The organism is Labilibaculum sp. K2S (genome assembly GCF_030372765.1).
In the GTDB taxonomy this organism is placed as follows: domain Bacteria; phylum Bacteroidota; class Bacteroidia; order Bacteroidales; family Marinifilaceae; genus Labilibaculum.
The window spans coordinates 1-26,085 of the sequence record NZ_JAUCMW010000013.1; the positions used below are offsets into that span (position 1 = coordinate 1).

General features: G+C 35.2%; 22 protein-coding genes. 12 read left to right on the forward strand and 10 right to left on the reverse strand.

Features of this window, described 5'->3' with window-relative positions:
- Positions 1-17: 17 nt before the first annotated feature.
- The gene (locus tag QUH73_RS14050) at positions 18-485 is read right to left on the reverse strand and encodes a hypothetical protein (protein ID WP_289531069.1); all 468 of its coding nucleotides are present in this window, start codon (positions 483-485) and stop codon (positions 18-20) included.
- A 145-nt stretch (positions 486-630) separates the two neighbouring features.
- Between QUH73_RS14050 and QUH73_RS14055 the strand changes: the two genes are divergently transcribed.
- Both QUH73_RS14055 and QUH73_RS14060 read left to right on the forward strand, forming a co-directional pair.
- Positions 631-1,011 carry a BlaI/MecI/CopY family transcriptional regulator gene (locus QUH73_RS14055; RefSeq protein ID WP_289531070.1) on the forward strand — a complete coding sequence of 127 codons (381 nt, stop codon included), beginning with the start codon at positions 631-633 and terminating at the stop codon, positions 1,009-1,011.
- A complete protein-coding gene (locus tag QUH73_RS14060) occupies positions 1,004-2,359 on the forward strand; it encodes a M23/M56 family metallopeptidase (protein ID WP_289531071.1) in 1,356 nt (451 codons plus the stop codon). Before QUH73_RS14055 ends, QUH73_RS14060 begins: the two co-directional genes overlap by 8 nt.
- Before the next feature lie 31 nt (positions 2,360-2,390).
- Here QUH73_RS14060 and QUH73_RS14065 read toward each other — a convergent pair whose 3' ends face one another.
- Positions 2,391-3,938 (reverse strand): hypothetical protein, encoded by a 1,548-nt coding sequence (locus QUH73_RS14065; protein WP_289531072.1) that lies wholly within the window; start codon positions 3,936-3,938, stop codon positions 2,391-2,393.
- A gap of 171 nt (positions 3,939-4,109) precedes the next feature.
- Between QUH73_RS14065 and QUH73_RS14070 the strand changes: the two genes are divergently transcribed.
- Positions 4,110-4,472 carry a hypothetical protein gene (locus QUH73_RS14070; RefSeq protein ID WP_289531073.1) on the forward strand — a complete coding sequence of 121 codons (363 nt, stop codon included), beginning with the start codon at positions 4,110-4,112 and terminating at the stop codon, positions 4,470-4,472.
- Between the two features lie 384 nt (positions 4,473-4,856).
- On the opposite strand, the gene QUH73_RS14075 is transcribed toward QUH73_RS14070, so the two are convergent.
- From QUH73_RS14075 to QUH73_RS14090, 4 genes are all read right to left on the reverse strand, one after another.
- On the reverse strand, positions 4,857-7,358 hold the full coding sequence (locus QUH73_RS14075) for a TonB-dependent receptor (RefSeq protein WP_289531074.1): 2,502 nt from the start codon (positions 7,356-7,358) through the stop codon (positions 4,857-4,859).
- Positions 7,359-8,228, reverse strand: coding sequence for a FecR family protein (locus QUH73_RS14080; protein WP_289531075.1), 870 nt, complete (start codon positions 8,226-8,228; stop codon positions 7,359-7,361). It lies immediately after the preceding gene.
- Entirely contained in the window at positions 8,229-8,714 is a 486-nt protein-coding gene (locus QUH73_RS14085; protein ID WP_289531076.1) for an RNA polymerase sigma factor, read from the reverse strand.
- A 105-nt stretch (positions 8,715-8,819) separates the two neighbouring features.
- Entirely contained in the window at positions 8,820-9,767 is a 948-nt protein-coding gene (locus QUH73_RS14090) for a hypothetical protein (protein WP_289531077.1), read from the reverse strand.
- 275 nt (positions 9,768-10,042) lie between these two features.
- On the opposite strand from QUH73_RS14090, the gene QUH73_RS14095 reads away from it, so the two are divergent.
- The 7 genes from QUH73_RS14095 (at position 10,043) to QUH73_RS14125 (ending at position 18,526) form a co-directional block, all read left to right on the forward strand.
- Positions 10,043-10,378: a hypothetical protein gene (locus QUH73_RS14095; RefSeq protein ID WP_289531078.1), complete on the forward strand. Its 336-nt coding sequence runs from the start codon at positions 10,043-10,045 to the stop codon at positions 10,376-10,378.
- A 62-nt stretch (positions 10,379-10,440) separates the two neighbouring features.
- Entirely contained in the window at positions 10,441-11,583 is a 1,143-nt protein-coding gene (locus QUH73_RS14100) for an HlyD family secretion protein (protein ID WP_289531079.1), read from the forward strand.
- A 242-nt stretch (positions 11,584-11,825) separates the two neighbouring features.
- Positions 11,826-13,988, forward strand: coding sequence for a peptidase domain-containing ABC transporter (locus QUH73_RS14105; protein ID WP_289531080.1), 2,163 nt, complete (start codon positions 11,826-11,828; stop codon positions 13,986-13,988).
- 215 nt (positions 13,989-14,203) lie between these two features.
- A complete protein-coding gene (locus QUH73_RS14110) occupies positions 14,204-14,380 on the forward strand; it encodes a bacteriocin (RefSeq protein WP_289531081.1) in 177 nt (58 codons plus the stop codon).
- Between the two features lie 250 nt (positions 14,381-14,630).
- Entirely contained in the window at positions 14,631-15,308 is a 678-nt protein-coding gene (locus QUH73_RS14115) for a CPBP family glutamic-type intramembrane protease (RefSeq protein WP_289531082.1), read from the forward strand.
- A 330-nt stretch (positions 15,309-15,638) separates the two neighbouring features.
- Positions 15,639-17,426: a translation elongation factor 4 gene (gene lepA, locus QUH73_RS14120; RefSeq protein ID WP_289531083.1), complete on the forward strand. Its 1,788-nt coding sequence runs from the start codon at positions 15,639-15,641 to the stop codon at positions 17,424-17,426.
- A gap of 254 nt (positions 17,427-17,680) precedes the next feature.
- Positions 17,681-18,526 carry a LytR/AlgR family response regulator transcription factor gene (locus QUH73_RS14125; RefSeq protein WP_289531084.1) on the forward strand — a complete coding sequence of 282 codons (846 nt, stop codon included), beginning with the start codon at positions 17,681-17,683 and terminating at the stop codon, positions 18,524-18,526.
- A 56-nt stretch (positions 18,527-18,582) separates the two neighbouring features.
- Here QUH73_RS14125 and QUH73_RS14130 read toward each other — a convergent pair whose 3' ends face one another.
- The 3 genes from QUH73_RS14130 to aspS form a co-directional block, all read right to left on the reverse strand.
- On the reverse strand, positions 18,583-19,260 hold the full coding sequence (locus QUH73_RS14130) for a hypothetical protein (protein ID WP_289531085.1): 678 nt from the start codon (positions 19,258-19,260) through the stop codon (positions 18,583-18,585).
- A 57-nt stretch (positions 19,261-19,317) separates the two neighbouring features.
- Positions 19,318-21,474: a TonB-dependent receptor gene (locus tag QUH73_RS14135; RefSeq protein WP_289531086.1), complete on the reverse strand. Its 2,157-nt coding sequence runs from the start codon at positions 21,472-21,474 to the stop codon at positions 19,318-19,320.
- Positions 21,475-21,795: 321 nt separating this feature from the next.
- A complete protein-coding gene (gene aspS, locus QUH73_RS14140; RefSeq protein WP_289531087.1) occupies positions 21,796-23,553 on the reverse strand; it encodes an aspartate--tRNA ligase in 1,758 nt (585 codons plus the stop codon).
- A 383-nt stretch (positions 23,554-23,936) separates the two neighbouring features.
- On the opposite strand from aspS, the gene QUH73_RS14145 reads away from it, so the two are divergent.
- Entirely contained in the window at positions 23,937-24,404 is a 468-nt protein-coding gene (locus tag QUH73_RS14145) for a nucleoside deaminase (protein WP_289531088.1), read from the forward strand.
- A gap of 266 nt (positions 24,405-24,670) precedes the next feature.
- Positions 24,671-25,387, forward strand: a complete 717-nt coding sequence (deoD, locus tag QUH73_RS14150; RefSeq protein ID WP_289531089.1) for a purine-nucleoside phosphorylase — start codon at positions 24,671-24,673, stop codon at positions 25,385-25,387.
- A 393-nt stretch (positions 25,388-25,780) separates the two neighbouring features.
- On the opposite strand, the gene QUH73_RS14155 is transcribed toward deoD, so the two are convergent.
- The gene (locus QUH73_RS14155; protein WP_289531090.1) at positions 25,781-26,083 is read right to left on the reverse strand and encodes a hypothetical protein; all 303 of its coding nucleotides are present in this window, start codon (positions 26,081-26,083) and stop codon (positions 25,781-25,783) included.
- Positions 26,084-26,085: the final 2 nt, after the last annotated feature.

Here is a 26,085-nt window from a genome sequence, read left to right on the forward strand (position 1 = left end):
TTTTTAGTGGCACAACATCACCGAAATGGGTGGCACATATACACCGAAATACACATTCTAATCTCTCCACACGTACTTATTCTTTCGCTTACCTCATAATAGTAAGCTGTTTCATTTATAAGAAGAATGGCTTCAGTATCATATTTGTATACAGTTGATATAAAATCATTGTAATTAATATCAATGTTTACCTTGAATTCGTCTTTTGATGAAATGATTAGTGTTCTTGGATTGGATATTTCATTTTTAAGCGCATTCTCCATAAGTCTTCTGCGATCCATCGATTTCAAATCATTAATGTTATCCCGGAAATATTCATTGTAGGTTTCTTCATTTAATGTTTTAATATTTATTTCATTAAAAACAGTAATTACAAATATTTTTTGATATTCTTCCTTTGGTTTTTCTATGTTTTGAAAAGATACATACGAACTCGCACATCCACTTAAAAGGATTGATATATAAACTATTATCAGATTTTTCATGACTTGATATTAAGTGTATACTAAACAGAATGCTTTGTGTATATGACAGTTTCATGATGGGATACACGTATTCCAAATTGTAAATTTTTCCAATATGACTATTTAAATAGTTGCACGACTATAAAAATAGTCATACATTAGCGCCATGAAAGAATTAACAAAGGCGGAAGAACAAATTATGCAATATTTATGGAAGCTTGAAAAAGCTTTCCTAAAAGATATTATTGAAGAATTTCCACATCCCAGACCTGCATATACTACCATATCAACAGTAGTAAGGGTTTTGGTAAAAAAGGAGATAATCGGTTTTACAACTTTTGGGAAAGTAAATCAGTACTATCCATTAATATCAAAAAATGCTTATACTCGAGAGTTTATGAAAGGAGTTATGAAGAGTTTCTTTAATGATTCAGTTGGAGGATTTACTTCCTTTTTTGCTCGCGAACAAGATCTATCACTTTCGGAATTGGAGGAAATGAGAGCTTTAATTGAAGAGCAAATCAATAATAAGAAGGATAATGTTTGAGCTTGGAATCTATCTATTGGAGTCCGGCATTTGTTTGGCTGGATTTTATCTTGCGTATAAATTGCTTTTGGCCGGGGACACCTTTGTTGCCAGAAATAGATGGTATTTGTTGCTTATTACTTTACTGTCATTGATTATCCCACTGTTAAGTTTTTCGTGGGGAGCTGAAAGTTTTTCCATGCTTAATCAATTTACAGGAGAATTTGAACAATCATTTCAAACGGAGTTTATTCCATTTACTGATATTGATTCGAAAGTATCTTCTTTTTCAATGATTTCGCTCCTTTTGATTTTGTATTTTATAGGAGTATTACTATCACTTTTCCGAATTGTAAGACATGTATTTCATCTCGTTAAATTAATACAAGCCAATGAAATAAGAATTTGTAATGGTTTAAAAATAGTATCCGTAAACGAAAATTCTTCGCCGTATTCTTTCTTTGGATATGTCTTTTTGAACCCACAATTACTTCCTGAATCGGAACAAGAACATGTTCTTTTGCACGAATCCATACATGCCCGACAGTATCATTCTCTTGATTTATTATTCATTGAGTTAGTGAAAACGGTTTTATGGTTTAATCCTTTCATCTATTTAGTAAATCGATCATTGATCGAAATACATGAATACTTGGCCGATAGGGAATGTTTATATGAAGGAATTGACAAAGTAAATTATCAAAAATCCCTTTTACGCAATGTGGAAAGCCAGATGATGTTTGCTTTGACCAGTTCTTTTAATTCATCCTTAACTTTAAAAAGAATTAAAATGATTAAAAAAATAAATACATCTCAATTAGCACATCTTAAAATTATTCTGGTTATTCCGGTACTTTTAATCAGTTTGTTGAGTTTTAGTTTTTCGGAATCAGCACCACAGTTTTTAGAAGGCAATTTCGATAAATTCTACCCTGTAGAACAATTGAGTTTTCCTTTGAAACAGGGAGAAAAAATTTTTATTTCTTCGGGTTACGGAGAAAGAATCCATCCAATTACTAAAAAGAAAACATTTCACAACGGAATGGATGTTGCTGCTCCTAAAGGAACTCCTGTACTTTCTGTTTCTGATGGAATTGTTAGCAAGGTGAACAATCAATTTGTACAAGGGAAAGGATACGGTCGTTTTGTAATTATCGATCATCAGAATGGTTTTTCCAGTTTGTACTCTCAGATGGATTCTTACTCAGTGAAAGAAGGACAAAAAGTGTCGAAAGGAGATCTTGTTGGAACGATTGGAACTTCAGGCTTGACAACGGGTCCACATTTGCATTTTGAGCTTAAAAAGGATGGGAAACTTGTAAATCCGGCTGATTTTTTTGAAAAGGATTTGTCTGCTTATCAAAAATAAAAAAAAGGGGATCGAACGATCCCCTTATCTACTATCGCTTATTTTTTTCAATTTTTTCCATAATTATTTCCTGTACCGGCCGATTTTCAATTTTTGAATCCAGCCACGAAATAATATCCAGATATAAAAATGCTCTTTTCTCGAAAGGATCATTAACCCATTTTTGCAAATCAATTCTTGATTTTTTCAATTCATCCTTCAATTGATCAGGACTGATTGAGCTAAGTTTTCTTAGGAAACGAAGGATGTATTTTTGAACTTCCTGTAAATCTTCCATTTTTGCCAGAAAACGATAGGTCGATCGTATTTGGTATTCCAAGAGTTCTGTATTTTCCAACTCGTAGTGGCTAATTAGATTTAATATTCTGCCAAAGCAATGAATATCGCCGCGAAGCGTGGTATCTCTTACATCGGAAATTCGATTCAAATATTTAATCGCTTCTTTGTATTGACCATTGCCGAAATACAAACACGCAATTTTATAGTAGAAAACCAACGCGCGGTGATTGTCCATTCCAAATTTATTCTCTTCAAGAAAATGTTCAATTTTTGGAATTAGGTGTATTCCTTTATTAAAAGTCCCATCCATAAAATGCCTGTTTATACGGTGCATATACAGGAACATATTTAAAAGTATATTTAAATTTGAATTGTGTTGGAATTGTTCTTCATTCTCCAATTTTCTTAATAAGCGCAGGTTCTTTTTAAATGTAGTTACATGATTTGTGTAAAAGAGAGCTGCCAAAACATTGTTCAGTCCTTTCAGATACAAATCGGTATGAATGTGAATCATCTCTGGATTTGTTTGAAAAAGATCAACCCACTTTTGTGCATATTTATAGCACATTAAAAAATCCTGAACAATTAAATAATACCAAACGTAGGATTGGAACAAATACAATTTCTCAAAGAAACTTAAGGATTGAATATCATAGGGATGTAAGTTGGTGTTAAAAAATTCTTTCACCATCAATAAATCTTTCTCGTTTCGGACATATCCAACTTTAAGATATAAACCATAAAGTCGAATCGACATGTTCGAGAAGAATACAACTCCATCCATAATTTTACTGATTTCGGTTGCTTCCCGGGTAATTTCTTCGGCTCTGTTTTCAATACTTTTAGTAACGTATTGCGATTCTAATAACTTTTCGAATTGAACAATTTCAAATACCAAAATATTCTTCTTGTTTTTTCGGGCCAGGGCTTTCGTTTTATCAAGTATTCTTAAACTTTGCTGATATAAGCCTTTGTTGTATAAAACTTTTGCGTGATCAATCTGTTCACGGATACTGATGCTGATATCATGATTAATTTGCGTTAATCGCAGGCTGGTAAGAAGTTGTTTGTATAAGTGTGCTTTGAGATTCGGAAGCTGAGATTGCTTTATTTCTTTTGCTTTTTTTAAAATGATGGTCTCATTGTAGTCATCCATTTTATCCAAAACATCGAAAAGTTGTAAGAATTTCGTCTCCTTTTCACTGCTAATTCTATTGGCATACAACTTGAAATTTCGTTTCTCCGATTTCGAAATCGATTTAATTAATTGAAACAGAGGGTCTATTTGTTGTTTAGGCATTGTAAAAGATGTGTGAGTTAACTGTTTGGTAAACAGTGTAATTTTCAATTTTCATTTTGCTTGAACTTCGTAGTTTGTATTAAAAAACGATTTTCGTAATCTCAATTCATGAGCTACATTTGAATCATCAAATCAAGAGAATGATTCAATTAAATAATCTTGAAACGGAACATGAATACAACAAATCTGTTATCAAAATTAACAAAATCCGAGAAACTAGAAACAGTTATCGGATTAAATCAAGCTCTTGAATGTATTGGAGTCGATCAAATTAACAAAGATCTTAGTCGAAATCAGGCTATTGAAATTGGGAATGTGATTGTTAATAAATTTGCCGGCGTAATGAATTTGACCAGATTGGTGGAATCCATTAAAGAAGTGGTCTCAGTTGAAGAATTGGAAGCATTTAGAAATGAACTGTCAGGCAAATTAAATTCTGTTGTTGCAAATACAACGAAAGCTCCAATCCATCAGAAACGAATGGCTGCTTTAAAGAGTAGTTTTGAGGAAATTTCTGGTGACAGCGTACTTTAAAAACCATTTGTAGTTGTTAATTCAATTGCAATTTTTTAGAGAGTTGGTAACACTATCCCCCTTGTGTTATTAATGATCTAACTATTAACCAAACATGAAGAATACTAAGTTGTGATGGTTCTGTGAGGAAATGAACGATTTCTTTTTGGCTTGTTAGTAAAAATATTTACGAATGATCCAATCCGTTAGAATTAGTAGTTTAAAAGTAAGTTAGGTGTGATTATACTTTTTTGAGAAACATTCCATGCTTAATCGGATCTCTTAGATTCTTCTTGTTATTATTTAGACCATCTTTTTGATTATGTTTTAATATTTAGTTGTGATAACCGGCAAGATTTTTCTTCGCCGGTTTTTTTATGGAATGTTTTGAGTAATCAATCACTATTAAATTGTGATTTTAAAATACAAACGTATTGAAGTAGGTACTGTTTCTGTATAGATACTGATCGAATTGATCTGATCCAATGGAATTTTTTCGTAAGATTCGTAGGTGATGTTGTTGCGGTCTAGAATATTATGGAATAATACTCCAACTTCGCATTTTGTTTTTTTAGGATAAAACTTGTAAATAAGAGCTGCATCAAGTCTTGTGTAATCTGGTTCAGCTACTATTTTGTTTCGGCTCGAATAGATCGGGAAACCAGAACCGTAAATATAATTTGCTGAAATATAAAACGGTTTCAAAGCCAGTAAACCTGCTGTTTTTAATTCATGACGCTGATCGTGCAGTGCTCTGCGATATTCGTTGGTATTAAAATAATCGAAATTTTCGAGCGTTTTGCTTAAGGTGTAAGAGATCCATATGGCATGATCGCCCAGATCCTTTTTTGCAAAAATATCCAACCCGTAACTTTTGCTTTTACCCAAAGATATATTGCCTTCTTGTCGGTATTTGTAATATCGGGTATGTCCGTCTGTTTTTTTATAATACCCCTCAACGCTAAATGTAAATCCATTGTAGTTATAAGATCCTCCGGCAACATGATGAACTGATTCCAATACGGGAATGTCTTTTTCATTGGCGCCTACCCAGATGTAACGGAAATCTCCAGTTTCACTTACGACAGAACTTTTTGTAATGAATTGTTTGTACAAGCCCCAGGCACCATTGATCCCAACCCTCTCGGAGAGTTTTAGACTAAGAGAAATTCGTGGCTCCCAATATACTTTTTTCAGATTGATTGGATAATTGGCCAGGAATCCGGCTTTAATGGAAACACCGCTGCTAATATTCAGATTGTTTTGAAAATAGCAGCCAATTCGGTCTGCTTTGGATTTTATGTGCAGGATATTGATGTCGAGAGAGTCTTCCTTTAAATTAACTTCATTGTTGATGTAATTAATTCCGGTCTCGAAATTTTGATCTTCAGCAAAAACAAATGAATTTTTAAGTGTTGCCCTGTATTCTAAAATGCTGTTTTTGGATTTGTCATCTCTTCTGAAGAACTCTTCGTTGGTACGAATTCTGGTTATAGACACCACATCGCTGGTTTTGGTATCTAACTCAGACCGGGAAACGGATAGCGAACTGGTATTTCCATTTCTCCAAACTTTCCCATAGTTAATAGAACCACCAAATTGATTATTGCCTTCGAATTTGTGTTTTTTTGCATTTGTATACGATTCTGTTGTAATATCGTATGAATATCTATCTTCTCCTGTCATCAGGCTTAGTGATAAATTATCTCCGTTCTCCCAATTGCTTGTGAATTTAAAGTTGATATCATGAAATTTATAATCCGGAGCTACATCCAAATCACCGAAAGGGGAAACATCACTTCCCTGCCCAAGGCCGTGTCCTAGGTTGCCAATGTTTGATGAAGCATACTTGATCTGCTCATCTTTAAAAAGGTTGTAATAAGTTTGCCGGAAGGCCAATAGCATAGAGGATCGTTTACCAATAGGCTGTTCGTAGGATCCACTTGCCGTGATATTATTTAAAGTCAGATTTAGAGTAGGCTTAAGACGACTGCCGTTTTTGCCGGTAATGTGCACAATTCCACCAACCCGATCGCCGTAGCGGGCATCAAAACCACCTTTTAAAACTTCAATATTTTTTACAACCAAAGGATTAACCGCGCCAATATCTTCATAAACATTTTTTAGTCCCCAAAGAGTAATGTTATCGAATAATACCTGACTTTCACCTTCGTATGACCCCCAAATAATCAGGTCGTTTTTTTGTTCGCCGGCGGCTAGAATTCCCGGTTGCAAGCGAAGCAATTCAAAAACAGAATTGTCGTTGTTGGTGGGAAGAAATCCTGCTATTTTATGGTTTAGTTTTAAGTTTCCGGCCTGATTACCCATTTTAATAAATGTCTGAACAATTTTATCCGTAACTGTTATTTCTGGTAGATCGGTGCTGGCAGCACTTAGCAGAATATTTTGGTTTGCTCCTTGATTCACAAGGGTGTCGTGTATGAAGTATCCCAAATAGGAAGCTAAAATTCGAAAGGTACTATCTGTTTCCGAAGTAAACGAAAAGTTTCCCTGCTCATCGGTAGCCATGGGCGAATCGTTAATGGTTAGATGAGAGAAAGGAAGAGGCTCCAAGCTTTCCCTATCCAGTATTTGGCCGAAAATTCGATATTGAGTAATTCTTTCTTGCGGAAAAATTAAGTATACCTCATTGGATTTTTGATAATTAAGAGGAAGTTTTCGCAGCAGAAAGTCTATTGTTTTATCTTTCGAAGAAAAAGATTTGTCTATACTTATGATATAGTTGGAAAGTAAATCATTATTAAAAGAAAGTTGAAAATCATATTGATCCCTTAGATCAATCAATACTTCGCTCAAAGCTTTTTTATTGGCTTTAACTGTAATTTTTTGAGCAGAAATATTTGAAAAAACCAATCCTAATAGTAGAAAGATGATGATTCGTCTCACTTATTGGGCATTAGAGGTTATGATGTAATTGTTGTTGGGTCCTTTTACAAATTTTAATCCAAGAGGCATGCATACGGTATGTAATACCATTTCTACAGATTTTTCTTTGCCAAACTTCCCGGTATAAATTAAATCAAATTTACCCTTTTCTACGATATTAATATTGTATTGCAGTTCAATTTCTTCAAAAACAAGCGGTAAAGGTGTTTTAGTGAATAGAAACAAATTGTTGCGCCATGATATCTTATCCTCAGTGTTTTTACATTTTTGAAGCTCTATTTTACCATTCTGGGTAACAAAGGCATAATCGTTTGGCAGCAAAAGAATTTTGTCTGATGTAAGATTGGAAACGACTTTAACTTTACCGGTATAACAGGTAACCTTGTATTGACTCCCTCTGGCATAAATATTAAAGCTGGTTCCCAAAATATAGGTCTTGCCATAGTTCGAGGCAATTTCGAATTTACTTCCTTTTGTAATTGTAAAGAATGCTTCGCCTTCAAATTTTACTTTTCTCGAAAATCTCCACCAGTATGGTTTGTAGGATATGCTTGAGTTTGCATTTAAATCGACTATTGACTGATCGGGTAAGTTAACACTTAAATGTTCCCCCTTTGGACAATGAATTGTTTTAGTGTAAAGATTTATGAAACCTGTGAATCCTAACAGAATTAGAATACAAGCTGCGGCTGCATATTTTATCCATTGCACCCTTATTATCTTTGTTACAGAGGCGGGAGCAGAGGTTTTCTTCGAAAGCTCTTTCCAGACATCCTCTTTGGATTTTGAATAAGTGACTTCGATTTTCGGAAGTGAATTTAGAAAATCCATATCCGGCTTGAGTTCGTTATGTTGGTTGTCGTTTTTCATTTATCTTCCTAAAGCATTTCTTAAAAATGAAAGTGCGTATGACATTCTTTTTTCAACAGCTTTTACGCTTAGTTCTAATCGATCGGCAATTTCCTGGTATTTTAAGCCTTCCATTCTGCTCATTAAAAAAACAGTTCGTTGTTTTTCCGAGAGTTCTTCCAGTGCCGTTTCATATTTTGTTGTTAGTTCTTTATACGCCAGTTGATCTTCAGGTGAGTGATTGTCAACAGCAGGTTCTAATTTCACCAAGTATTTTTGGGCTACTTTTTCTCTTCTGTATTTACTGATAAAAAGATCGCCTGCAATTTTGTAGAGTAAAGATCGTAAAGGTTTCTCATCGAAATCTAAATTCTTCTCCCACAATTTCATAAAACTATCCTGCGCAATATCAGTGGCCAGTTCTTCATCCCGGGAACGATAGTAAATATAGTTCCGGATTGAATCGAAATGGTTGTCAAATAAGAGTTTAAATTCTTCCTGTGTCAAGATTTGGGGATTGGTTTAGAGTAAAAATAAACTTTTTCGGTGAATTTGGTGCAGAGGACCAAAGCAATACTCTGCACCAGTTTCAGTTTGGTTGATTCAAATATATTATTTGTCCCTAAGTCTTAGGTGTACTCCAATTTCAATTTCTTCTGTTACTGTTTCACCAGCATCATTAACGTATGTGTAAGCTGCAATGTTATCACATTCTCCGTAACCATAATCAAGTCTTGCAAATTCAACTTGATTCTGAGTAAAGATGACCAATCCACTTACAATTACGCGGCAGGTTCCAATTCTTACCAATGGATTTTCTGCATCAATTGTTTTTGAATATTCATTTTGCTCCGAATCTACGCAGGTAACAGAACCTCTAATTTCAATCTTATCATCGCTGACATCCCATTTTGTATCCAAACCGGAAACCCATTCTCTGGTTCTTTCTGATGAGCGGAATAAAGTTGTTTCATCAGGGAAGGTGAATGTTAATTCGCTTGTGCATGCAAACTTTTTGGATACGCCTTGTTCTCCGGTATACTCAATTCGTTTCCATCCATCAACAGCAATACCATCAATCACTAAGTCGAGAGTAATTTCACGAACGGCACCATCTGTACAAGGAGCTGCTGTTAGCACAATAACAATGGTACCACTAATAACACGACCGTTGTTAAGAACAGTAGAATCGCCATAATTGATAGTAATTGTCATTGGAAAACGACTTTCTTCACCAAATTCAATGGATACATCAGGCAATTGATCGGTTTTGTATCGATTCCAAAGTTGAAAGGATTGACAGTAACGGTCAGCAACGGCACATTTTGTAGAAGTTGTGGCTTCGTCAAAATAAGCTTCAGCAAATGAGAATAAATCAGTTTCATAATCAACCGATACCATAACATCTTCGGTTAATTCTTCAGAAGTAACCACTGTTTTAACAGTGTTGTTCAATTCAACCTGATCTTCGTTCAATACATCAATTACATCTTCGCTCTTATCGCAAGAGAAAAATACAACTGCTAAACCTACTAATAGTAAAAAAGAAAACTTTTTCATGATTCTAATTTTTTTATGATTTTACATTTAAGTTTTATGAGCTCGCTTACTTGTGAACCGACAAATTAGAAAGTTACCCTACCGGGAAAATAATTTATTTTTAATTGCTTGATGTTTAGTTAAATAAAAAGAAATCTTGATTCAATTGTAATTTTTAACATATTTTAGGGTTACCTTTTTAACAATACTGGAATTAATATATTGAAGTGCATGGTGAATCATATACTACTATTACTACTACTTAGGAATATTCTGACTAATAAATTGAAAATATTATGCGTAAGGTTATTGATGTTGTGGAACGATTTAAGAGAATGGATGGTTTGATTAAAGATGGACGAACTGGGAATGCAAATAAATTTGCGAAGGAATTAGGTATTTCCCGAAGTCATTTGTTTAATCATATTGAGGAATTAAAGGATTTAGGTATTGAAGTAAGCTACAATAGAGATAATGGTTCTTATGAGTATTCAGGAGAAATGGAACCTGAAATACAAAATCCTTTAAGGGTGATTAAGAGAAAAAAGCAATTAGTTAATGTCAATGGGGGATGTTTTTCGCAAGAGTCCAAGTTTACTGGACTGTTTCGGGCTAATTTTGAATTGAAATGAAAAAATGCTGAGGCAATTGTTAATTTAATTGTCTTGGATTACAAATAAGAAAATCAGATTGAATGAAGAAAATATTTCCTAAAGAGATTATATCACAAACTACCGAAGTTCATTTTGCAAAATTTAATACCAATATTAAAATTATTTATTTGCTTGTTATTGTTTTACTAATTGCTGGTGGTCTGGCGTTACCTGTTGTGAATGTTCCGATAACACAGCAAGGCAGGGGAACCATTCGTAGTTTAAATGAAAATAACAATGTGATTTCGGCTATATACGGACAAATTGCAGAAAATAGACTGCATGAAAACCGACAAGTAATAAAAGGTGATACACTTTTGATTTTGAATGTTCAAAAATTGGACAATGAATTGAAATCATTAAGTAGTAGATTGGATTTAAATAATGAGTATCGACAAGATTTGGAAATGCTAATTAGTTCCAGTGCCAAGAGGTTACAAACATTCCTTTATCAGAATGAATTGGAGGAGTACAAGCAAAAGCTTGTAGAGTTAGATGCAGACATAAAGCAAAAGAAGAAGGATTTCGACCTGAATAAAAGCTTGTATGAAAAAGAGGTGGTTGCTAAAGTTGATTTTGAAAACATTCAATATGGATTGCAGCAAGCACGTCAAAACAAAGATCTGTATATAAAACAGAAGAATTTGGAATGGCAAACCAGTCTCAGAGAACTTGTGAGAGAAAATATGGATTTGGAATCGAGCATAATTCAAAATAATAAGGAGAAACAAAATTATGTAATTACGGCTCCCATTTCAGGATCCATTACCCATTTTACAGGAATTCAATCAGGCAACTTTTTGGCTCCGGGGCAGACCATTTGCCAAATATCACCGGCAAGTGGATTAATTGTTGAATGTTATTTGTCTCCATCTGATATTGGATACATTAGAAAAGACATGAGTGTAAATTTTCAGATGGATGCTTTTAATTACAACCAGTGGGGACTTGCTAACGGCAGGGTGCTTGAAATATCTCCTGATATTTTTCAGATGGAAAACAATGCTTATTTTAAAGTAAGGTGCAGTATTGATCAGAAGCACCTGACATTGAAAAATGGTTACGAAGGCAATTTGACGAAAGGCATGAGTTTAACGGCTCGCTTTCAGGTTACGGAACGGACATTATTCCAATTGTTGTATGATAAGGTTGATGACTGGCTGAATCCCCGCATAAAATCATAAATAAGAAGCTGTTTAAATTTATTTTTAGAAATTTTTATCGAAGAAAAAAGACTCAGAATAAGGCAAATTTGATGCGAATAGTGGTTCTATTTAAAGATAATTTAACACAATTATGAGGTTTTTGGCTTATAAAAAGCTAAAGGATAAATTTTTAAACAGTTTCTAAGACTCTTAAGAATTTTCTAAACTTAGTTGGGATTTATTAATCTCAATTCTGACGTCTCACGTCTCAAATCTAACAAATGAGTATTAAAATAAAACAACATGATATTACCGATTGCGGGGCGGCTTGTCTGGCTTCCATTTCGGCGCATTATAAATTAAAACTACCAATTTCCAGAATCAGGCAATTGGCAGGCACCGATAAGAAGGGGACCAATGCATTAGGCCTGATAAAAGCAGCTGAGAAATTGGGTTTTACGGCAAAAGGCGTCCGGGGAGGATTGGATAGTCTTCCTAAAATTCCTTTGCCAGCCATCGCTCATGTTGTAGTAAAAGAGGTATTGCAGCATTATGTTGTTATTTATAAAGTAAGCGATAAGCATGTTGAAATAATGGATCCCGGAGATGGACAGATTCATAAAAAGAGCATTGCTGAATTTGAAAAGGAATGGACTGGTGTATTGATATTGATGGTTCCCAATGAGCAATTTGTGCAAAAAAATGAAAAGGTATCAAATATATCCCGTTTCTTCTTTTTGTTGAAACCGCATAAAAGTACATTGTTTCAAGCATTATTTGGAGCTGTTATTTACACCGTTTTAGGATTATCTACTTCCATCTATATCCAAAAACTAACCGATTTTGTTTTGGTTGATGGAAATACAAACTTGCTTAACCTGCTTAGTGTGGGCATGGTTGTTTTGGTGATATTTCAAATTTTTATTGGAACATCGAAAACAGTGATGGTCTTAAAAACCGGACAGTTGATTGATTCGCGCTTGATTTTAGGTTATTACAAACACCTGTTGAAATTACCTCAGCGATTTTTTGATACCATGCGGATAGGGGAAATTATTTCCCGAATAAATGATGCTGTAAAAATTCGTTCGTTTATTAACGACACAGCCATTAGTTTAATCGTAAATATTTTTATTGTGGTTTTTTCCTTTGGATTGATGTTTATCTATTCATGGAAACTGGCACTCGCAATGGCTCTTATTATTCCCTTGTATTCTCTGGTATATTTAATCACCAACAAGCTAAATAAAAAGCAGGAAAGAAAGGTAATGGAACGGGCGGCCGATTTGGAGACTCAATTGGTAGAATCGTTAAACTCGGTAAAAACCATTAAGCAGTTAAGTCTGGAAGAATTTGCCAATATTAAAACGGAAACCCGTTTTATCAATTTGCTGCAAACAGGTTATAAATCGGGATTGAATTCTGTTTTTTCAACTAATTCCTCTGAATTTTTAAGCCGGATATTTACGATTGTTTTGTTGTGGTTTGGTGGCTATCTGGTAATTGATCGTACTATTACACCAGGGGAGTTGATGTCCTTTTATGCCATAATTGGCTATTTTACCGGACCGGTTGCAAGTTTAATAGGAATGAACAAATCGATACAGAATGCATTAATTGCTGCCGATCGTTTGTTCGAGATTATGGATTTGGAGCGCGAAGAAGAGGAGAACATGATTGAATTAAAAAAAGAAACTATAGGAGATATTCTTTTTCAGGATGTCTCGTTTAGTTATGGAACAAGAGTTGACGTGTTTGAAAAGTTTAGCATGCAAATTCCGCAGGGAAAAATTACTGCGATAATTGGGGAAAGTGGTTCTGGAAAAACAACCATAGCAGCCCTCTTGCAAAAGCTTTATCCTTTAAACGATGGAAACATTTACATCGAGAATGTAAATTTAAAATATGCCTCGAACGATAGTTTGCGCAATTATGTGGGTATTGTACCTCAAAATTTAGATTTGTTTGCTGGTAATGTGGTCGAAAACATTGCGGTAGGGGAATTTCAACCCGATATGGAACGAATACTGGATATCTGTAAACAATTAGGAATCCTTAATTTTATAGAAGAATTGCCCAATGGTTTTCAAACCTGGTTGGGCGAGAATGGCGCTTCTCTTTCGGGAGGACAAAAACAACGCTTGGCAATTGCACGTGCCTTGTATCGTGATCCTCAGGTGCTGATATTGGATGAAGCCACTTCTTCTCTCGATTCTATCTCCGAAGAGCAGGTACAGACATGTATTCGCAATTTAAAAGCACAGGGTAAAACAATAATTTTGATTGCTCACCGACTGGGAACTGTTCTGCAATCCGATAAAATTATTGTATTGGAGAAAGGAAAGCTGATTGAAGAAGGAGCTCATAGCGAATTGTATCAGCAAAAAGGCAAATATTATGAGATGTGGCAGAAACAAATGCCGGAAATACCAGTTCTCAATTAAAAAAATATTGTTCAGTCCAAGTTTATTGGACTGTTTGCGATTATCTTTATAATCGTATTTCAATATTGGCCAATGTAAATACAAAATGTGTAGGCTGAGTAAAAAAAAAGCCCGAAAAACAGAAATACTCGCAAAAATACAAAGCTGTTAATCGGACTAAGGCAAAGCCTGCGCAAAATTAACTTTATTTATTAATAATTTAAAATTTTGTGAAAATGAAAAATTTGAATGAGAAAGAGTTGAAGGAGATTGAAGGTGGCATGAATGATAGACCTTTTGGAACTTCTTATGATGGTTACTCTTCTGGAGGAGATGGCGGAAGAGGAAGTTTAAGTTGGTATCAAATGATACGTTGGGATCTTTGGGAACTAAGTGAGTCAAATTGGTACTAAATAGGTAGGTATTAATATATAGGTTTGTTTATAGCTTTCCAGTGAAGCTAGCAAGCCTATTTTTTCAAAATATTATATTAATATAGGGCAAATCTCAAGAGTAATAGAATAGGAATGTTAAGTATTGAAAAATATTTTATAAAATAAATAGAGTTTTGAGAGCGAAATTCAGTTGTCAAAAATAACTTATTAACTGATCAGTATTGTTTGGATGTAAGAAATTAGATTTACATTTTATTCTTGGTTAAACATGAAAAATATAAGCTTTAAAAATTATCTTCTTTTTCCAAGATATATTAAATGCGAGAAGATTAATTGGCTTCATTTCTTCAAAATATTCATTGTATCTTCTGTTGTAACAATGATCCTAAGTAGTATTGCTTATTTTTTAAAAGATCAGTTACATATAGAACATAATGTACCTAAGCACAATTTAATGTTAGTATTGCATGCTGTTGTGTGGGCTCCGATCATGGAAGAAATATGGTTTAGATTGCTTTTGAGGCCAACCAATAGAAATTTACGGTTTTTTATTGGTTTAAGTATTTTGGGATCGGTTTATGTGTTTTTTAAAGCTGCATTTATAACTGGAACAATAGTGATTATTGCTGGGACTTTGGCGGGATTTATTTTGAAGGAAAAGAAGAGTTCAAGGGTAAAATTGCTTCGTAAATATTTTAAATTTTATCCTGTGATTTATTATTTCATAGTTTTACTATTTGGTTTGGTTCACTTAATGAATTTTAACTATGGAGATCTAGAATTGTGGATGTATATGATGCTCCCGATTCTTATATTTCCACAGTTGTATGCAGGGATAGTTTTAGGATATATAAGAATGAGATATGGTATTTTATATTCGATTCTATACCATACACTAAATAATTTAATTCCGCTTATACCTTTTATTCTTAGTGCAATTAAATGAAAAAGGTAGCAATATTACTTTTTACTCTTCTCTTTTATCTCTAATGAGATATAATTTTATCACAATGATTTTATTAAGGGCAGTGAGTTATAATAATACAGGTTTCATTTATGGTTTAAGAGTATTTCTTTTTGTTGCGATTAGTGACGATTTTTTTTCAGGGAATATATTTGCAATCCATAATACCAAATTCTTATTATTCCAAGGATTTGAATATCTTTGCGGATTCAGTTAGGAATTTAATAATTGCCAACTACGAATAGATAAAAAACGTTCGTAATTTGTAATTAACAATTCGTAATTACTAATTCTTAATTCGTTATTGATAAGATGAAGAACATACGTAATTTTTGTATCATAGCCCATATCGACCATGGGAAAAGCACCTTGGCCGACCGCTTGCTGGACGTGACCCACACCATTACCGATCGTGAGAAACAAGCTCAGGTATTGGATGATATGGATTTAGAACGCGAACGTGGAATTACCATTAAGAGTCATGCCATACAAATGGATTATGAGTTAAATGGTGAGAAGTACGTATTGAATTTAATAGACACTCCTGGTCATGTTGATTTTTCTTATGAAGTTTCACGGTCGATAGCTGCCTGCGAAGGTGCCTTGTTGATTGTTGATGCAACTCAGGGAATTCAGGCCCAAACCATTTCCAATTTGTATTTGGCCATTGAGAATGACTTGGAGATCATACCAGTTTTAAATAAAATAGATTTACCCAATGCAAATCCCGAAGATGTAAAAGATCAGATTGTGGATTTGTTAGGTTGCGATGTGGATGATATTCTTTCGGCAAGTGGAAAAACCGGCGAGGGAGTACCTGAAATATTAGAGGCAATTGTTTCACGTGTTCCTGCACCCACCGGCGATCCTGAAGCCCCTTTGCAGGCTCTTATCTTCGATTCTGAATTCAACTCGTTTCGGGGAATTGTTGCTTATATTCGTGTGATGAACGGGGAAATAAAGAAAGGCGACACGGTTAAATTTGTAAATACAAAAAAAGAATATCAGGCTGATGAGATTGGTGTTTTGAGATTAATACAAGAACCAAGAGCATCTCTTAAAACAGGTGATGTTGGTTATATTATTTCGGGTATTAAAACTTCAACTGAAGTAAAAGTTGGAGATACCATAACGCACAAAGAGAATCCATGTAAAGAGGGAATCGATGGTTTTGCGGAAGTAAAGCCAATGGTTTTTGCAGGGGTTTATCCTATCGATTCAGAGGATTACGAAGATTTGCGTGCGTCGATGGAAAAATTAAGGTTGAATGATGCTTCTCTTACTTTTGAGCCGGAATCATCAATGGCTCTTGGTTTTGGTTTTCGTTGCGGATTTTTGGGCATGTTGCACATGGAAATTATTCAGGAGCGTTTGGATCGTGAATTCGATATGAACGTAATTACTACGGTTCCCAACGTTTCGTACATTGCCCACACCAAAAAAGGCGATAAATTCGAAATGCACAATCCGTCGGATATGCCGGATCCCAATTCATTGGATTTTATCGAAGAGCCATTTATTCGAGCACAAATTATTACCAAGTCGGAATATACCGGGTCTATTATGAATCTTTGCATGAGCAAACGGGGAATAATGACCAATCAGCAATACTTAACCAGTGATAGAGTAGAGTTGACCTACGAAATGCCATTGGGAGAGATTGTGTTCGATTTTTATGACAAACTAAAAAGTATTTCGAAAGGATATGCTTCTTTCGATTATTTCTTAATTGGTGTTCGTCCAGCCAAATTGGTGAAGTTGGATATTCTTTTGAATGGAGAAGGAGTAGATGCTTTGTCTACTTTAATTCACTTTGATAATGCGCAGTCGTTTGGCCGGCGCATGTGTGAGAAATTGAAGGAATTAATTCCTCGTCAGCAATTTGATATTGCCATTCAGGGAGCCATCGGAGCCAAAATTATTTCCCGCGAAACGGTAAAAGCTGTTCGTAAAGATGTTACTGCAAAATGTTATGGTGGTGATATCACGCGTAAGCGTAAGCTTTTGGAGAAACAAAAGAAGGGAAAGAAAAAGATGAAACAGATTGGTAATGTGGAAGTGCCTCAAAAAGCTTTCCTTGCTGTACTAAAACTAGACTAAATAATTATGAGTTATGAATTAGAAATGATGAATAATTCTGACCAATAGATTTTTTAAAAGCTGTTCTACTCTTAGGACAGCTTTTTTTGTCTCTCATTATCTGTGTTTATCATCTCTTTCATAAATAATCTGCGTCTCATTTTAACCTTTCCGTGAAGTTCTGAAAGCTGGGAAGCTTTGATTTCGACTCAAAAAACAAACTGGAAATTTTCTTATATTTATGTCCGGTAATAAATTCGTATGGAGCGCAAATAATGAATTGTAAGCAACTTAAAATCATTAATAGAAAGTATCCGTTTTCTGTTTTAGATACAAAACATCTTTTTCTTATTGGAATTGCAGTAAGTTCCATTCTGTATATTTTTCAACCTTTTGGGTTTTACAGTTATGAAAATAACAAAATAATAGCTTCGTTGGGATTTGGCATGATCACTTTTCTGTGTCTGCTTTTCATGAATAGTTTTGTCAAAAAACAGCTTCATCGAATTTTCAGTAAAAAGTGGACTGTTCTTAGAGAAATAGGGTATATCCTTTTCCTTCTGATTTTAATTTCCTTATCGAATCTGTATTATTTATCATTGATTATTAATGGTTTTCAGGTAAATGCCTTGTCTTTTCTGTATACACTATTACTAACAAGTGCGATTGGCATATTTCCAATTACCGGAATGGTTCTAATTCGGTACAACAGAACGCTTAAGAATAATTTGAGTCAGATTATTCAAGAAGGACGGAGTGGTGAAACAATGGAGCACAACAGCCCGATCACTTTTGAGAATACAAACAAAACAGAGCCGGATTTTACTGTCGCGATAAATAATTTCCTGTTTTTGGAAGCAATTAAAAACCATGTCCATATCTATTACTTAGTCGATGGACTTGTAAAAACAACAAGTATTCGTAACACGCTTACAAACCTGGTCGATCGGGTACAAAACGATGCTGTTTTCCAATGCCATCGCTCTTTCTTAATCAATTTAAACCAAATAAAGACTGCAAAAGGAAATTCGAACGGATATAAAATTCACTTAAAAAATTACGAGCCTACAATACCCGTTTCGAGAAAGTATGTTCCAGAGTTTCAAAAAATAATATACTAGAGATTTGGATGATGAATCCATCATCCAATCTTTAAGTTTGAACGAATCAGTTTAAATTACTCTTGGCCTGGACAATTTTGCTGAGCCGTTTTCAATTGTTGTTCTCCCCAATTAGGATCCAATTTGGTTTTTGGCGTAAAGGCTGAAAACATCAATTCTATTTTTTTTAAATCTTCGCAAAAAGAAGATTGATTGGCACCCGTAAATTGAGCCATTTTGTTTTTAAACAAAGTCAATAAAAGAACGGGTCTTGGATTTTCTCCATTGTAAGCAATTGCTTTGCTGTAGGCCGAAATTACTTCTTTGTAATAAATTTGCCCGTTTTGAGCCGGGTTTTGAGCAATTATTCCCAGGTAGTAGTAGCCTTCCAAAGTATAAACTTCCGATAAGTTGGCCGATGTGTTTTGCTTCAATCTTTCAATTTTAAGCAAAGCCTCTTTTAGCAGCACCTCTTGTTTCTCGATTGGTGAGGAGAAAGATACCTTCAAATCAAGAAAGGCGATGTAGTAAGTTGTCAGCCATTCATCCGGAAACATAGTTTCCAATCTTTTTATTTCATTCACAACAGAGAGAATGTCTGCTTCATTTTGTGCCGTACTTAATTTGGAAAGACTGCTTCCCAGAATTTGGTAAAACTCAGATTTTGTATTTTCATTGGTTGCAATTTGGTTTTTGCACAATGCCTGATTTAATAACATTACCATAAAAACGAGTACTACGCATAATTTTTTCATATTCTTAAGTATTAAATTATTAGAATTTATTTTGTTGATTTTTTATTGATATGATTGTTAAAAGCTTGATACATCATAGGCTGAATCGCTTTTTAGCGATATAAAAATGCCCACGTAATAGAATTGCTTTCTGGAGTTTATTATTGGTTTTCGGTTGTAAATTCCCTCTGTATTTGCTGTGTTCGAATAAGTATATCCATATACATTTTTCCGTCCTAAAACATTGGTGACCGATGAGTATAGAATTACATTTTTACTCAAAAGAAAGGTCATGTTACAATCTAAACTATGGTATTCAGGAGCTTTCGAATTGATGAAACCGGCTTTGTTTGGGTTGTTGTAAGGTCTTCCACTGGCATAGGAATAAGTTAGTCCGGCATAAGCTTTTAAAGCAGGGATTGAATACCTCAATGATAAACTGGCGTTGTGTTTTGTCGAAAATAAAGGAACTGATTCAACAGCGTAATCTTTGAACAATCTTTTTGAGTCGTTATAGGAGTAAGCTAAAGTATATTTTATTCTAAGCGGATTGCTTTCACCGGATAAATACGCATCAATTCCTTTGCTGTTGCCATATCCCGATGAGGAATAGGCATCATTTTGTAACAAACCCAATCCTTCGTATTTTTTCTCGTACAATTCTACTTTTAAAACGGTTCCATCGAGCTCGTACGAACTGCTTAAAATATAATGCATGCAGGATTCTTGTCTTCCAATGTCATTTTTTGAGAACATCACATCATCTTCTTGTTCCTGGAAGTATTTCCCAACAATTGCAGATGCTTGGAAACCGTTATTTATGTAGTTCAATGAAAGTCGGGGAGCTAAATTCCAACTATTTAGTAGTTCAGAATACTCCACTCTTGCAGAAGCATTTGCGTATAAATATTTTTTCAATTTAAACTGATTGTCTATATAACCTGCAAACAAATTGCGGTGTAAATCATTATCCATCAAAATGGCCGACGAGTTGTCTTCATAGGTTTGACTATGGTTTTTAAAATATGCTTCTAAGCCTCCGCGTAGTTTATAAAATTTAGAGATGCTTTTTTCAATTTTGGCTTTCGCATGAAGTTCACTTTCGTGATCTGTAAATAAATCACCAACCAAATTTGCATTTTGATAGTTGTTTGAAGCATAAGAATAAGCTGTGCCAAAAAACAAGTGATAATTATTCTTTGTTCGGGTTACGAAAGTGGAGTTGATGTAGTAATTGTTTCGGGCTAAGTCAAAATTACGGGTTGGGGAATTATTTAGATCATCAGTTATGGTTCTAATAAAAGCTGTTCTGTCAATTCCTAAATACAATTTATGAACAGAATTTCGTCCCAATTGTGATCTAATCTGAACTTCACCGGCTAACGATTTGTAATCTTTTTTCCATTGATAGTCATCTGGAAATACTTTGCTGTAAAGGCCCTTGTTGGTGTAATTCACATTGGCCGAAACAGATGCTTTTTTCCAGGCATAAGTACCACCACCACCAAGGCTCAATGGCGATGCATTTACGCCAATTTTTGTGCTCGAGGCTACATCTTTTGTTTCCATTGGCAAAATGGATGACAAAGCCTGACCGTATTCAGAGTCGTATCCTCCTAACGATAAGTTGATGCCTTTGAACAGGAAGGGAGAAAATCTCGATCGGACAGGAGTGTTCTGTGCTGTTGAGGTATATGGAAACAAAACATGCATTCCATCAATAAAAGTCTGACTTTCCCTGGTTTCTCCTCCGCGAACATAAAGTTTACCATCTTCACCTACTTTTTGAGTTCCCGGAAGAGTTTGCAAGGCTCCGTAAATGTCACCATTCGAACTTCCTGTCAAAACAACATCCAAAGCATTCATTTTTTTCACCGTACGGCTTTTCCCAATACTAAATGTGCTTGCAGTAACCACAATCTCATCCAAATCAAGTTCTTCTTGCTTCATGATAATAATCAGATCTTTTAAATTGCTAATTAGATCCTTCTTTTCATGAGTTTGATATCCCAGGCAACTCACCACTAAAACTTGTTCTCCACTCGATGTACTTTCAAATTGGAAGAAACCTTCAGTATCTGTTGAGGCTCCTTCAACGGTTCCTTTTATATAAACATTCACACCAGGTAAAGCTTGTTTGTTTTTATCTGTTACTTTACCTGATATTTTTGTTTGAGCATTCAGCAGAAATAAATTCAGTAGTAAAAATCCTATAAGGCAAATCGTCTTTTTCATTTGTATCGTCATTAAAAATATTTTGTTTTCGATACAAGTATACATCCTCAATTAGGTTCTTTTCAAATGTTTGGGATTCATATCTAAGATTAGGGACTAATGACTATTGCTCGTGATCTGTGGATAGAATTTGTGACGAATAGCTAAGCTGGAAAGGTTAATTTTAAAGGGATTTATTGCGCTCAGATATAGAAAGTATTTCATTGTTTAATTCTTTTTTCTAACCATTTTAAGGATCAAAATAAGTAAGTACCACAGAAAAAAAGGCACAAAAAAGCCCCGATCATTTGATCGGAGCCTGTACTAATATTTTAAAGATCCTTACTTCATCTTCTTTCTGTAGTCAAGACCCAATTCAATCATTTGTGCTTCGGCAACCGGCGATGGAGAATCAATCATTACATCACGACCCGAATTGTTTTTAGGGAATGCAATAACGTCTCTGATTGATTCGATACCTGCAAACATAGATGTCAAACGGTCAAATCCAAAAGCGATTCCGCCGTGTGGTGGTGCACCATATTTAAATGCATTCATCAAGAAACCAAACTGAGCTTGTGCCTCTTCATCGGTAAAACCAAGATGCTTGAACATACGTGCCTGAAGTTCTGTATCGTGAATACGAATAGAACCGCCGCCAATTTCAACACCATTAATAACCAAATCGTAAGCATTGGCACGAACTTTACCAGGATCAGTTTCCAGCATATGCAAATCTTCTTTCTTAGGCGAAGTAAATGGATGGTGCATGGCGTGGAAACGTTCTGAATCTTCATCCCACTCTAAAAGAGGGAAATCAACAACCCAAAGCGGAGCGTAAACATTCTTATCGCGCAAGCCCAACTGATTACCCATTTCCAAACGCAGTTCGCTTAGTTGAGGCAAAGTTTTCGCTTTTTCACCCACCAAAATCAAAATCAAATCGCCTGGTTTTGCATGACAAGCTTCCGCCCATTTCTGCAATTGCTCTTCTCCGTAAAATTTATCAACCGATGATTTATATGAACCATCCTCATTGTATCGCAGGTAAACCAATCCTTTGGCTCCAATTTGTGCTTTTTTCACAAAATCGGTAAGCGCATCCAATTGTTTACGGGTATAGGTCGCACATCCTGAAGCACAAATTGCTCCGATGTATTCTGCTTCATCAAAAATTGTAAAACCACTTCCTTTAGCAATCACACTAAGGTCAACAAACTTCATATCAAAACGGATATCAGGCTTATCGTTACCATAAAATTCCATGGCATCAGCGTAATCCAATCTTGGGAATTTGAAGTTCATATCCACATCTTTCAATTTCTTGAATAAATGCTTGGTCAATCCTTCGAAAGTATCTAAAATATCATCCTGCTCAACAAAGGCCATTTCGCAATCAATCTGCGTAAATTCAGGCTGACGGTCGGCACGTAAATCTTCATCGCGGAAACATTTTACAATTTGATAGTAACGGTCGAAACCGGAAATCATCAACAATTGTTTGAATACCTGTGGTGACTGTGGTAATGCGTAAAACTCACCCTGATTCATTCTCGAAGGAACAATAAAGTCACGCGCACCTTCCGGAGTCGATTTTATCAATACAGGAGTTTCTGTTTCAATAAAATTCAATTGATCCAAATAGTTACGAACCTCGATACCCATTTTGTGACGCAAAATTAAATTCTCACGAACACAAGAACGGCGTAAATCAAGGTAACGATATTTCATTCTCAATTCATCACCACCATCGGTATTGTCTTCAATGGTAAAAGGAGGAATTGCCGATTTGCTCAAAATAGTTATATCATCAGCAATAATCTCAACAGCTCCTGTAGGTATTTTGTCGTTTTTACTTTGTCTTTCAGCAACCTTACCGGTAATTGCAACAACGAATTCGCGGCCTAATTTTCTGGCCTTTTCGCATAGTTCAGCATTGCTTTCCATATCGAAAACAAATTGAGTAATGCCATATCGATCACGAAGATCAACAAAGGTCATTCCCCCCAGGTTACGTGCTTTTTGCACCCAACCACTAAGCGTTACCGTATCGTTTACATTCTGAATTCTTAATTCTCCACAAGTATGAGTCCTGTACATCTTATACCATTTAATGATTTAACAAGCTATTAGTTATTAGCTGATCCCTATTTATCTAGGTTTGTTTCTTTAGATTTACTGTCGAACAATTATCAATATCAATCGCGAAAGCTAATTACCAACAGCTTTCCGTTATCAACATCGTTCTTTGTTATTGGTTTTGTTAACTTTGCGAAATTACTAACAATTTGCGAAACAGAATACGCTTTTATTAATAGATTGTTAAATTTTAGCGATAAGAAATGAAATTAGGTCTTATAATTGTATGAAAGAAGTAGTTTGCAGCTCCGATTGGCGGGCAATTACAAGTTGACCTGTCAGCAGTAGTTCCGAATAAAGTCTTTTTTCTCACATCTAAAGTCTAAAACCTCAAATCTAAAAACATGAACGAAGAGTCAATTATATCTCCATTTTCCGACGAATATTTTATGAAACAGGCCATGCAGGAAGCCCATAAAGCTTTCGAGGCCGATGAAATTCCGGTGGGTGCCGTTGTGGTGTGCAACAATCGAATCATTGCGCGGTCGCATAATCTTACAGAGCGGTTGAATGACGTAACAGCACACGCCGAAATGCAGGCGATAACTGCAGCTGCTAATTTTTTGGGAGGAAAATATTTGATAGATTGTACCCTATATGTAACGCTCGAGCCATGCAATATGTGTGCAGGAGCATTGGCATGGTCACAAATCTCAAAAATTGTATACGGCGCAAAAGATGAGAAAAGAGGATATACCCGTTTTTCGCCCAACCCAATGCATCCAAGAACCGAAGTAATTTCGGGCATCATGAAAGAAGAAAGTGCTGAATTGATTCGGGATTTCTTCGCACGTAAAAGAATGTCTCTGTAGAAAAAGGAGAAAAGTGTAACGTAAAAAGGGCAAAGTCCGATAAAATTATTATTTTTGCCGACAGCAAGTAAAAAGTGATTCGTAAAGTTTAGTTGGGATAATTCTACATTTTAGCACGATTGCTTGCCAAACTACCATCCAACCAATTTGTAATCCATATTATTTTTCGAAACTGAATAGTATATAATGCTGTTTCTGTGTTTGGTTCTTGTGATCCTTGCCGGAAATCCATTATCTTTATTTGTAAATCTATAAATCAATATATCATGAGTGCACACAATGAAGCCAAAATGGGCGATATTGCTGAAACTATCCTTTTACCTGGAGATCCTTTACGGGCAAAATACATAGCCGATAATTTCCTGGAAGATGTGGTTTGTTACAATAAAGTAAGAAACATGCTGGGTTTCACAGGAACTTATAAAGGCAAACGCATTTCTGTGCAGGGAACGGGAATGGGCGTACCGTCAATTTCAATTTATTCTCATGAGCTGATTACGCAATATGGTGTTAAAAACCTGATTCGTATCGGAACCTGTGGATCATTTAACGAAGATGTACACGTTCGCGACGTAATTTTGGCGATGACATCCTGTACCGATTCAGCCATCAATAAGAATTTATTTAAAGGCATGGATTATTCTCCATGTGCCGATTTTGGTTTGTTGAGCGATGCCCATAAGGCGGCCACCGAACAAGGGGTAAATATTAAAGTGGGCAGTACATTAACGTCCGATATTTTTTACCACGATTTAGAAAATAATCCTGAACCATTCAAAATTTGGGCAGATTACGGCGTTTTAGCGGTAGAAATGGAAGCAACAGCTTTGTACACAATCGCAGCCCGAAACAAGGCGAAAGCTTTGGCAATTCTTACCGTTAGCGATCATATCCTAACCGGCGAGGAGACAAGTGCCGAAGAGCGCCAAACAACTCTTCATACCATGATAACAATTGGGTTGGAGACAGCAATCAGACAATAATTTTAGATCAGATACATTTATTGTAAGTAAGGGAGAAGCTTTGGGGAGTTTCTCCTTCTTTATTTTCAATTTTTCGGTCATGTCAGGGTATGACTTGATTATGCTTTAATGTTGATTGGGTACTAAATTGCGCATTACCCATTCTTACTTATTTTAGGGCGTGCCCCTCAGTTCTTCGGGTCAGGCTTTCCGTTTCAACTCCTTGCTCCAACGCACAAATCCAACCCAAACTGCGGGGTTTCCACTACAATCCTTCACGCTAGCTCATCTAGTAAATATTATTATTCATGAATATAAACTTGTTTCTCAGATTGTAGGTAAGTTGTTCAAATATGAAAATAACCTGATCCAATATGTGTTATTGATCATCATTAGGGGATAGCATGAAGGAAATTATAGGTATCCGTTTTTTTCTTTGAAATAAACAGCTTCACCTTTATCTCCATTTTCCAAATCGGTCATTTCTATCCTGAAAATATCATATCCTTTTTTACTCAATTCTTTCGGCGCATCTTCATGTAATAAATAGCCATTGCATATTCCATCTGAAATATACTCTTTCACTTTCTGTTTCATGTTAATTTTTACCGGTACTCCATTTACGTTAACTTTTACATCAAGCAAATCAGGATCAGTGCAAAGATCAGTATCATCAATAGGCTTATCTTGATTCGAATAATACTTGGATAAACTCATAG

What these genes read in the sequence shown, in the direction of transcription:
- QUH73_RS14050 (WP_289531069.1), bottom strand. Translation starts at nt 485, where the DNA reads ATGAAAAATCTGATAATAGTTTATATATCAATCCTTTTAAGTGGATGT.
- QUH73_RS14055 (WP_289531070.1), top strand. Translation starts at nt 631, where the DNA reads ATGAAAGAATTAACAAAGGCGGAAGAACAAATTATGCAATATTTATGG.
- QUH73_RS14060 (WP_289531071.1), top strand. Translation starts at nt 1,004, where the DNA reads ATGTTTGAGCTTGGAATCTATCTATTGGAGTCCGGCATTTGTTTGGCT.
- QUH73_RS14065 (WP_289531072.1), bottom strand. Translation starts at nt 3,938, where the DNA reads ATGCCTAAACAACAAATAGACCCTCTGTTTCAATTAATTAAATCGATT.
- QUH73_RS14070 (WP_289531073.1), top strand. Translation starts at nt 4,110, where the DNA reads ATGAATACAACAAATCTGTTATCAAAATTAACAAAATCCGAGAAACTA.
- QUH73_RS14080 (WP_289531075.1), bottom strand. Translation starts at nt 8,228, where the DNA reads ATGAAAAACGACAACCAACATAACGAACTCAAGCCGGATATGGATTTT.
- QUH73_RS14090 (WP_289531077.1), bottom strand. Translation starts at nt 9,767, where the DNA reads ATGAAAAAGTTTTCTTTTTTACTATTAGTAGGTTTAGCAGTTGTATTT.
- QUH73_RS14095 (WP_289531078.1), top strand. Translation starts at nt 10,043, where the DNA reads ATGCGTAAGGTTATTGATGTTGTGGAACGATTTAAGAGAATGGATGGT.
- QUH73_RS14100 (WP_289531079.1), top strand. Translation starts at nt 10,441, where the DNA reads ATGAAGAAAATATTTCCTAAAGAGATTATATCACAAACTACCGAAGTT.
- QUH73_RS14105 (WP_289531080.1), top strand. Translation starts at nt 11,826, where the DNA reads ATGAGTATTAAAATAAAACAACATGATATTACCGATTGCGGGGCGGCT.
- QUH73_RS14110 (WP_289531081.1), top strand. Translation starts at nt 14,204, where the DNA reads ATGAAAAATTTGAATGAGAAAGAGTTGAAGGAGATTGAAGGTGGCATG.
- QUH73_RS14115 (WP_289531082.1), top strand. Translation starts at nt 14,631, where the DNA reads ATGAAAAATATAAGCTTTAAAAATTATCTTCTTTTTCCAAGATATATT.
- lepA (WP_289531083.1), top strand. Translation starts at nt 15,639, where the DNA reads ATGAAGAACATACGTAATTTTTGTATCATAGCCCATATCGACCATGGG.
- QUH73_RS14125 (WP_289531084.1), top strand. Translation starts at nt 17,681, where the DNA reads ATGAATTGTAAGCAACTTAAAATCATTAATAGAAAGTATCCGTTTTCT.
- QUH73_RS14130 (WP_289531085.1), bottom strand. Translation starts at nt 19,260, where the DNA reads ATGAAAAAATTATGCGTAGTACTCGTTTTTATGGTAATGTTATTAAAT.
- QUH73_RS14135 (WP_289531086.1), bottom strand. Translation starts at nt 21,474, where the DNA reads ATGAAAAAGACGATTTGCCTTATAGGATTTTTACTACTGAATTTATTT.
- aspS (WP_289531087.1), bottom strand. Translation starts at nt 23,553, where the DNA reads ATGTACAGGACTCATACTTGTGGAGAATTAAGAATTCAGAATGTAAAC.
- QUH73_RS14145 (WP_289531088.1), top strand. Translation starts at nt 23,937, where the DNA reads ATGAACGAAGAGTCAATTATATCTCCATTTTCCGACGAATATTTTATG.
- deoD (WP_289531089.1), top strand. Translation starts at nt 24,671, where the DNA reads ATGAGTGCACACAATGAAGCCAAAATGGGCGATATTGCTGAAACTATC.
- QUH73_RS14155 (WP_289531090.1), bottom strand. Translation starts at nt 26,083, where the DNA reads ATGAGTTTATCCAAGTATTATTCGAATCAAGATAAGCCTATTGATGAT.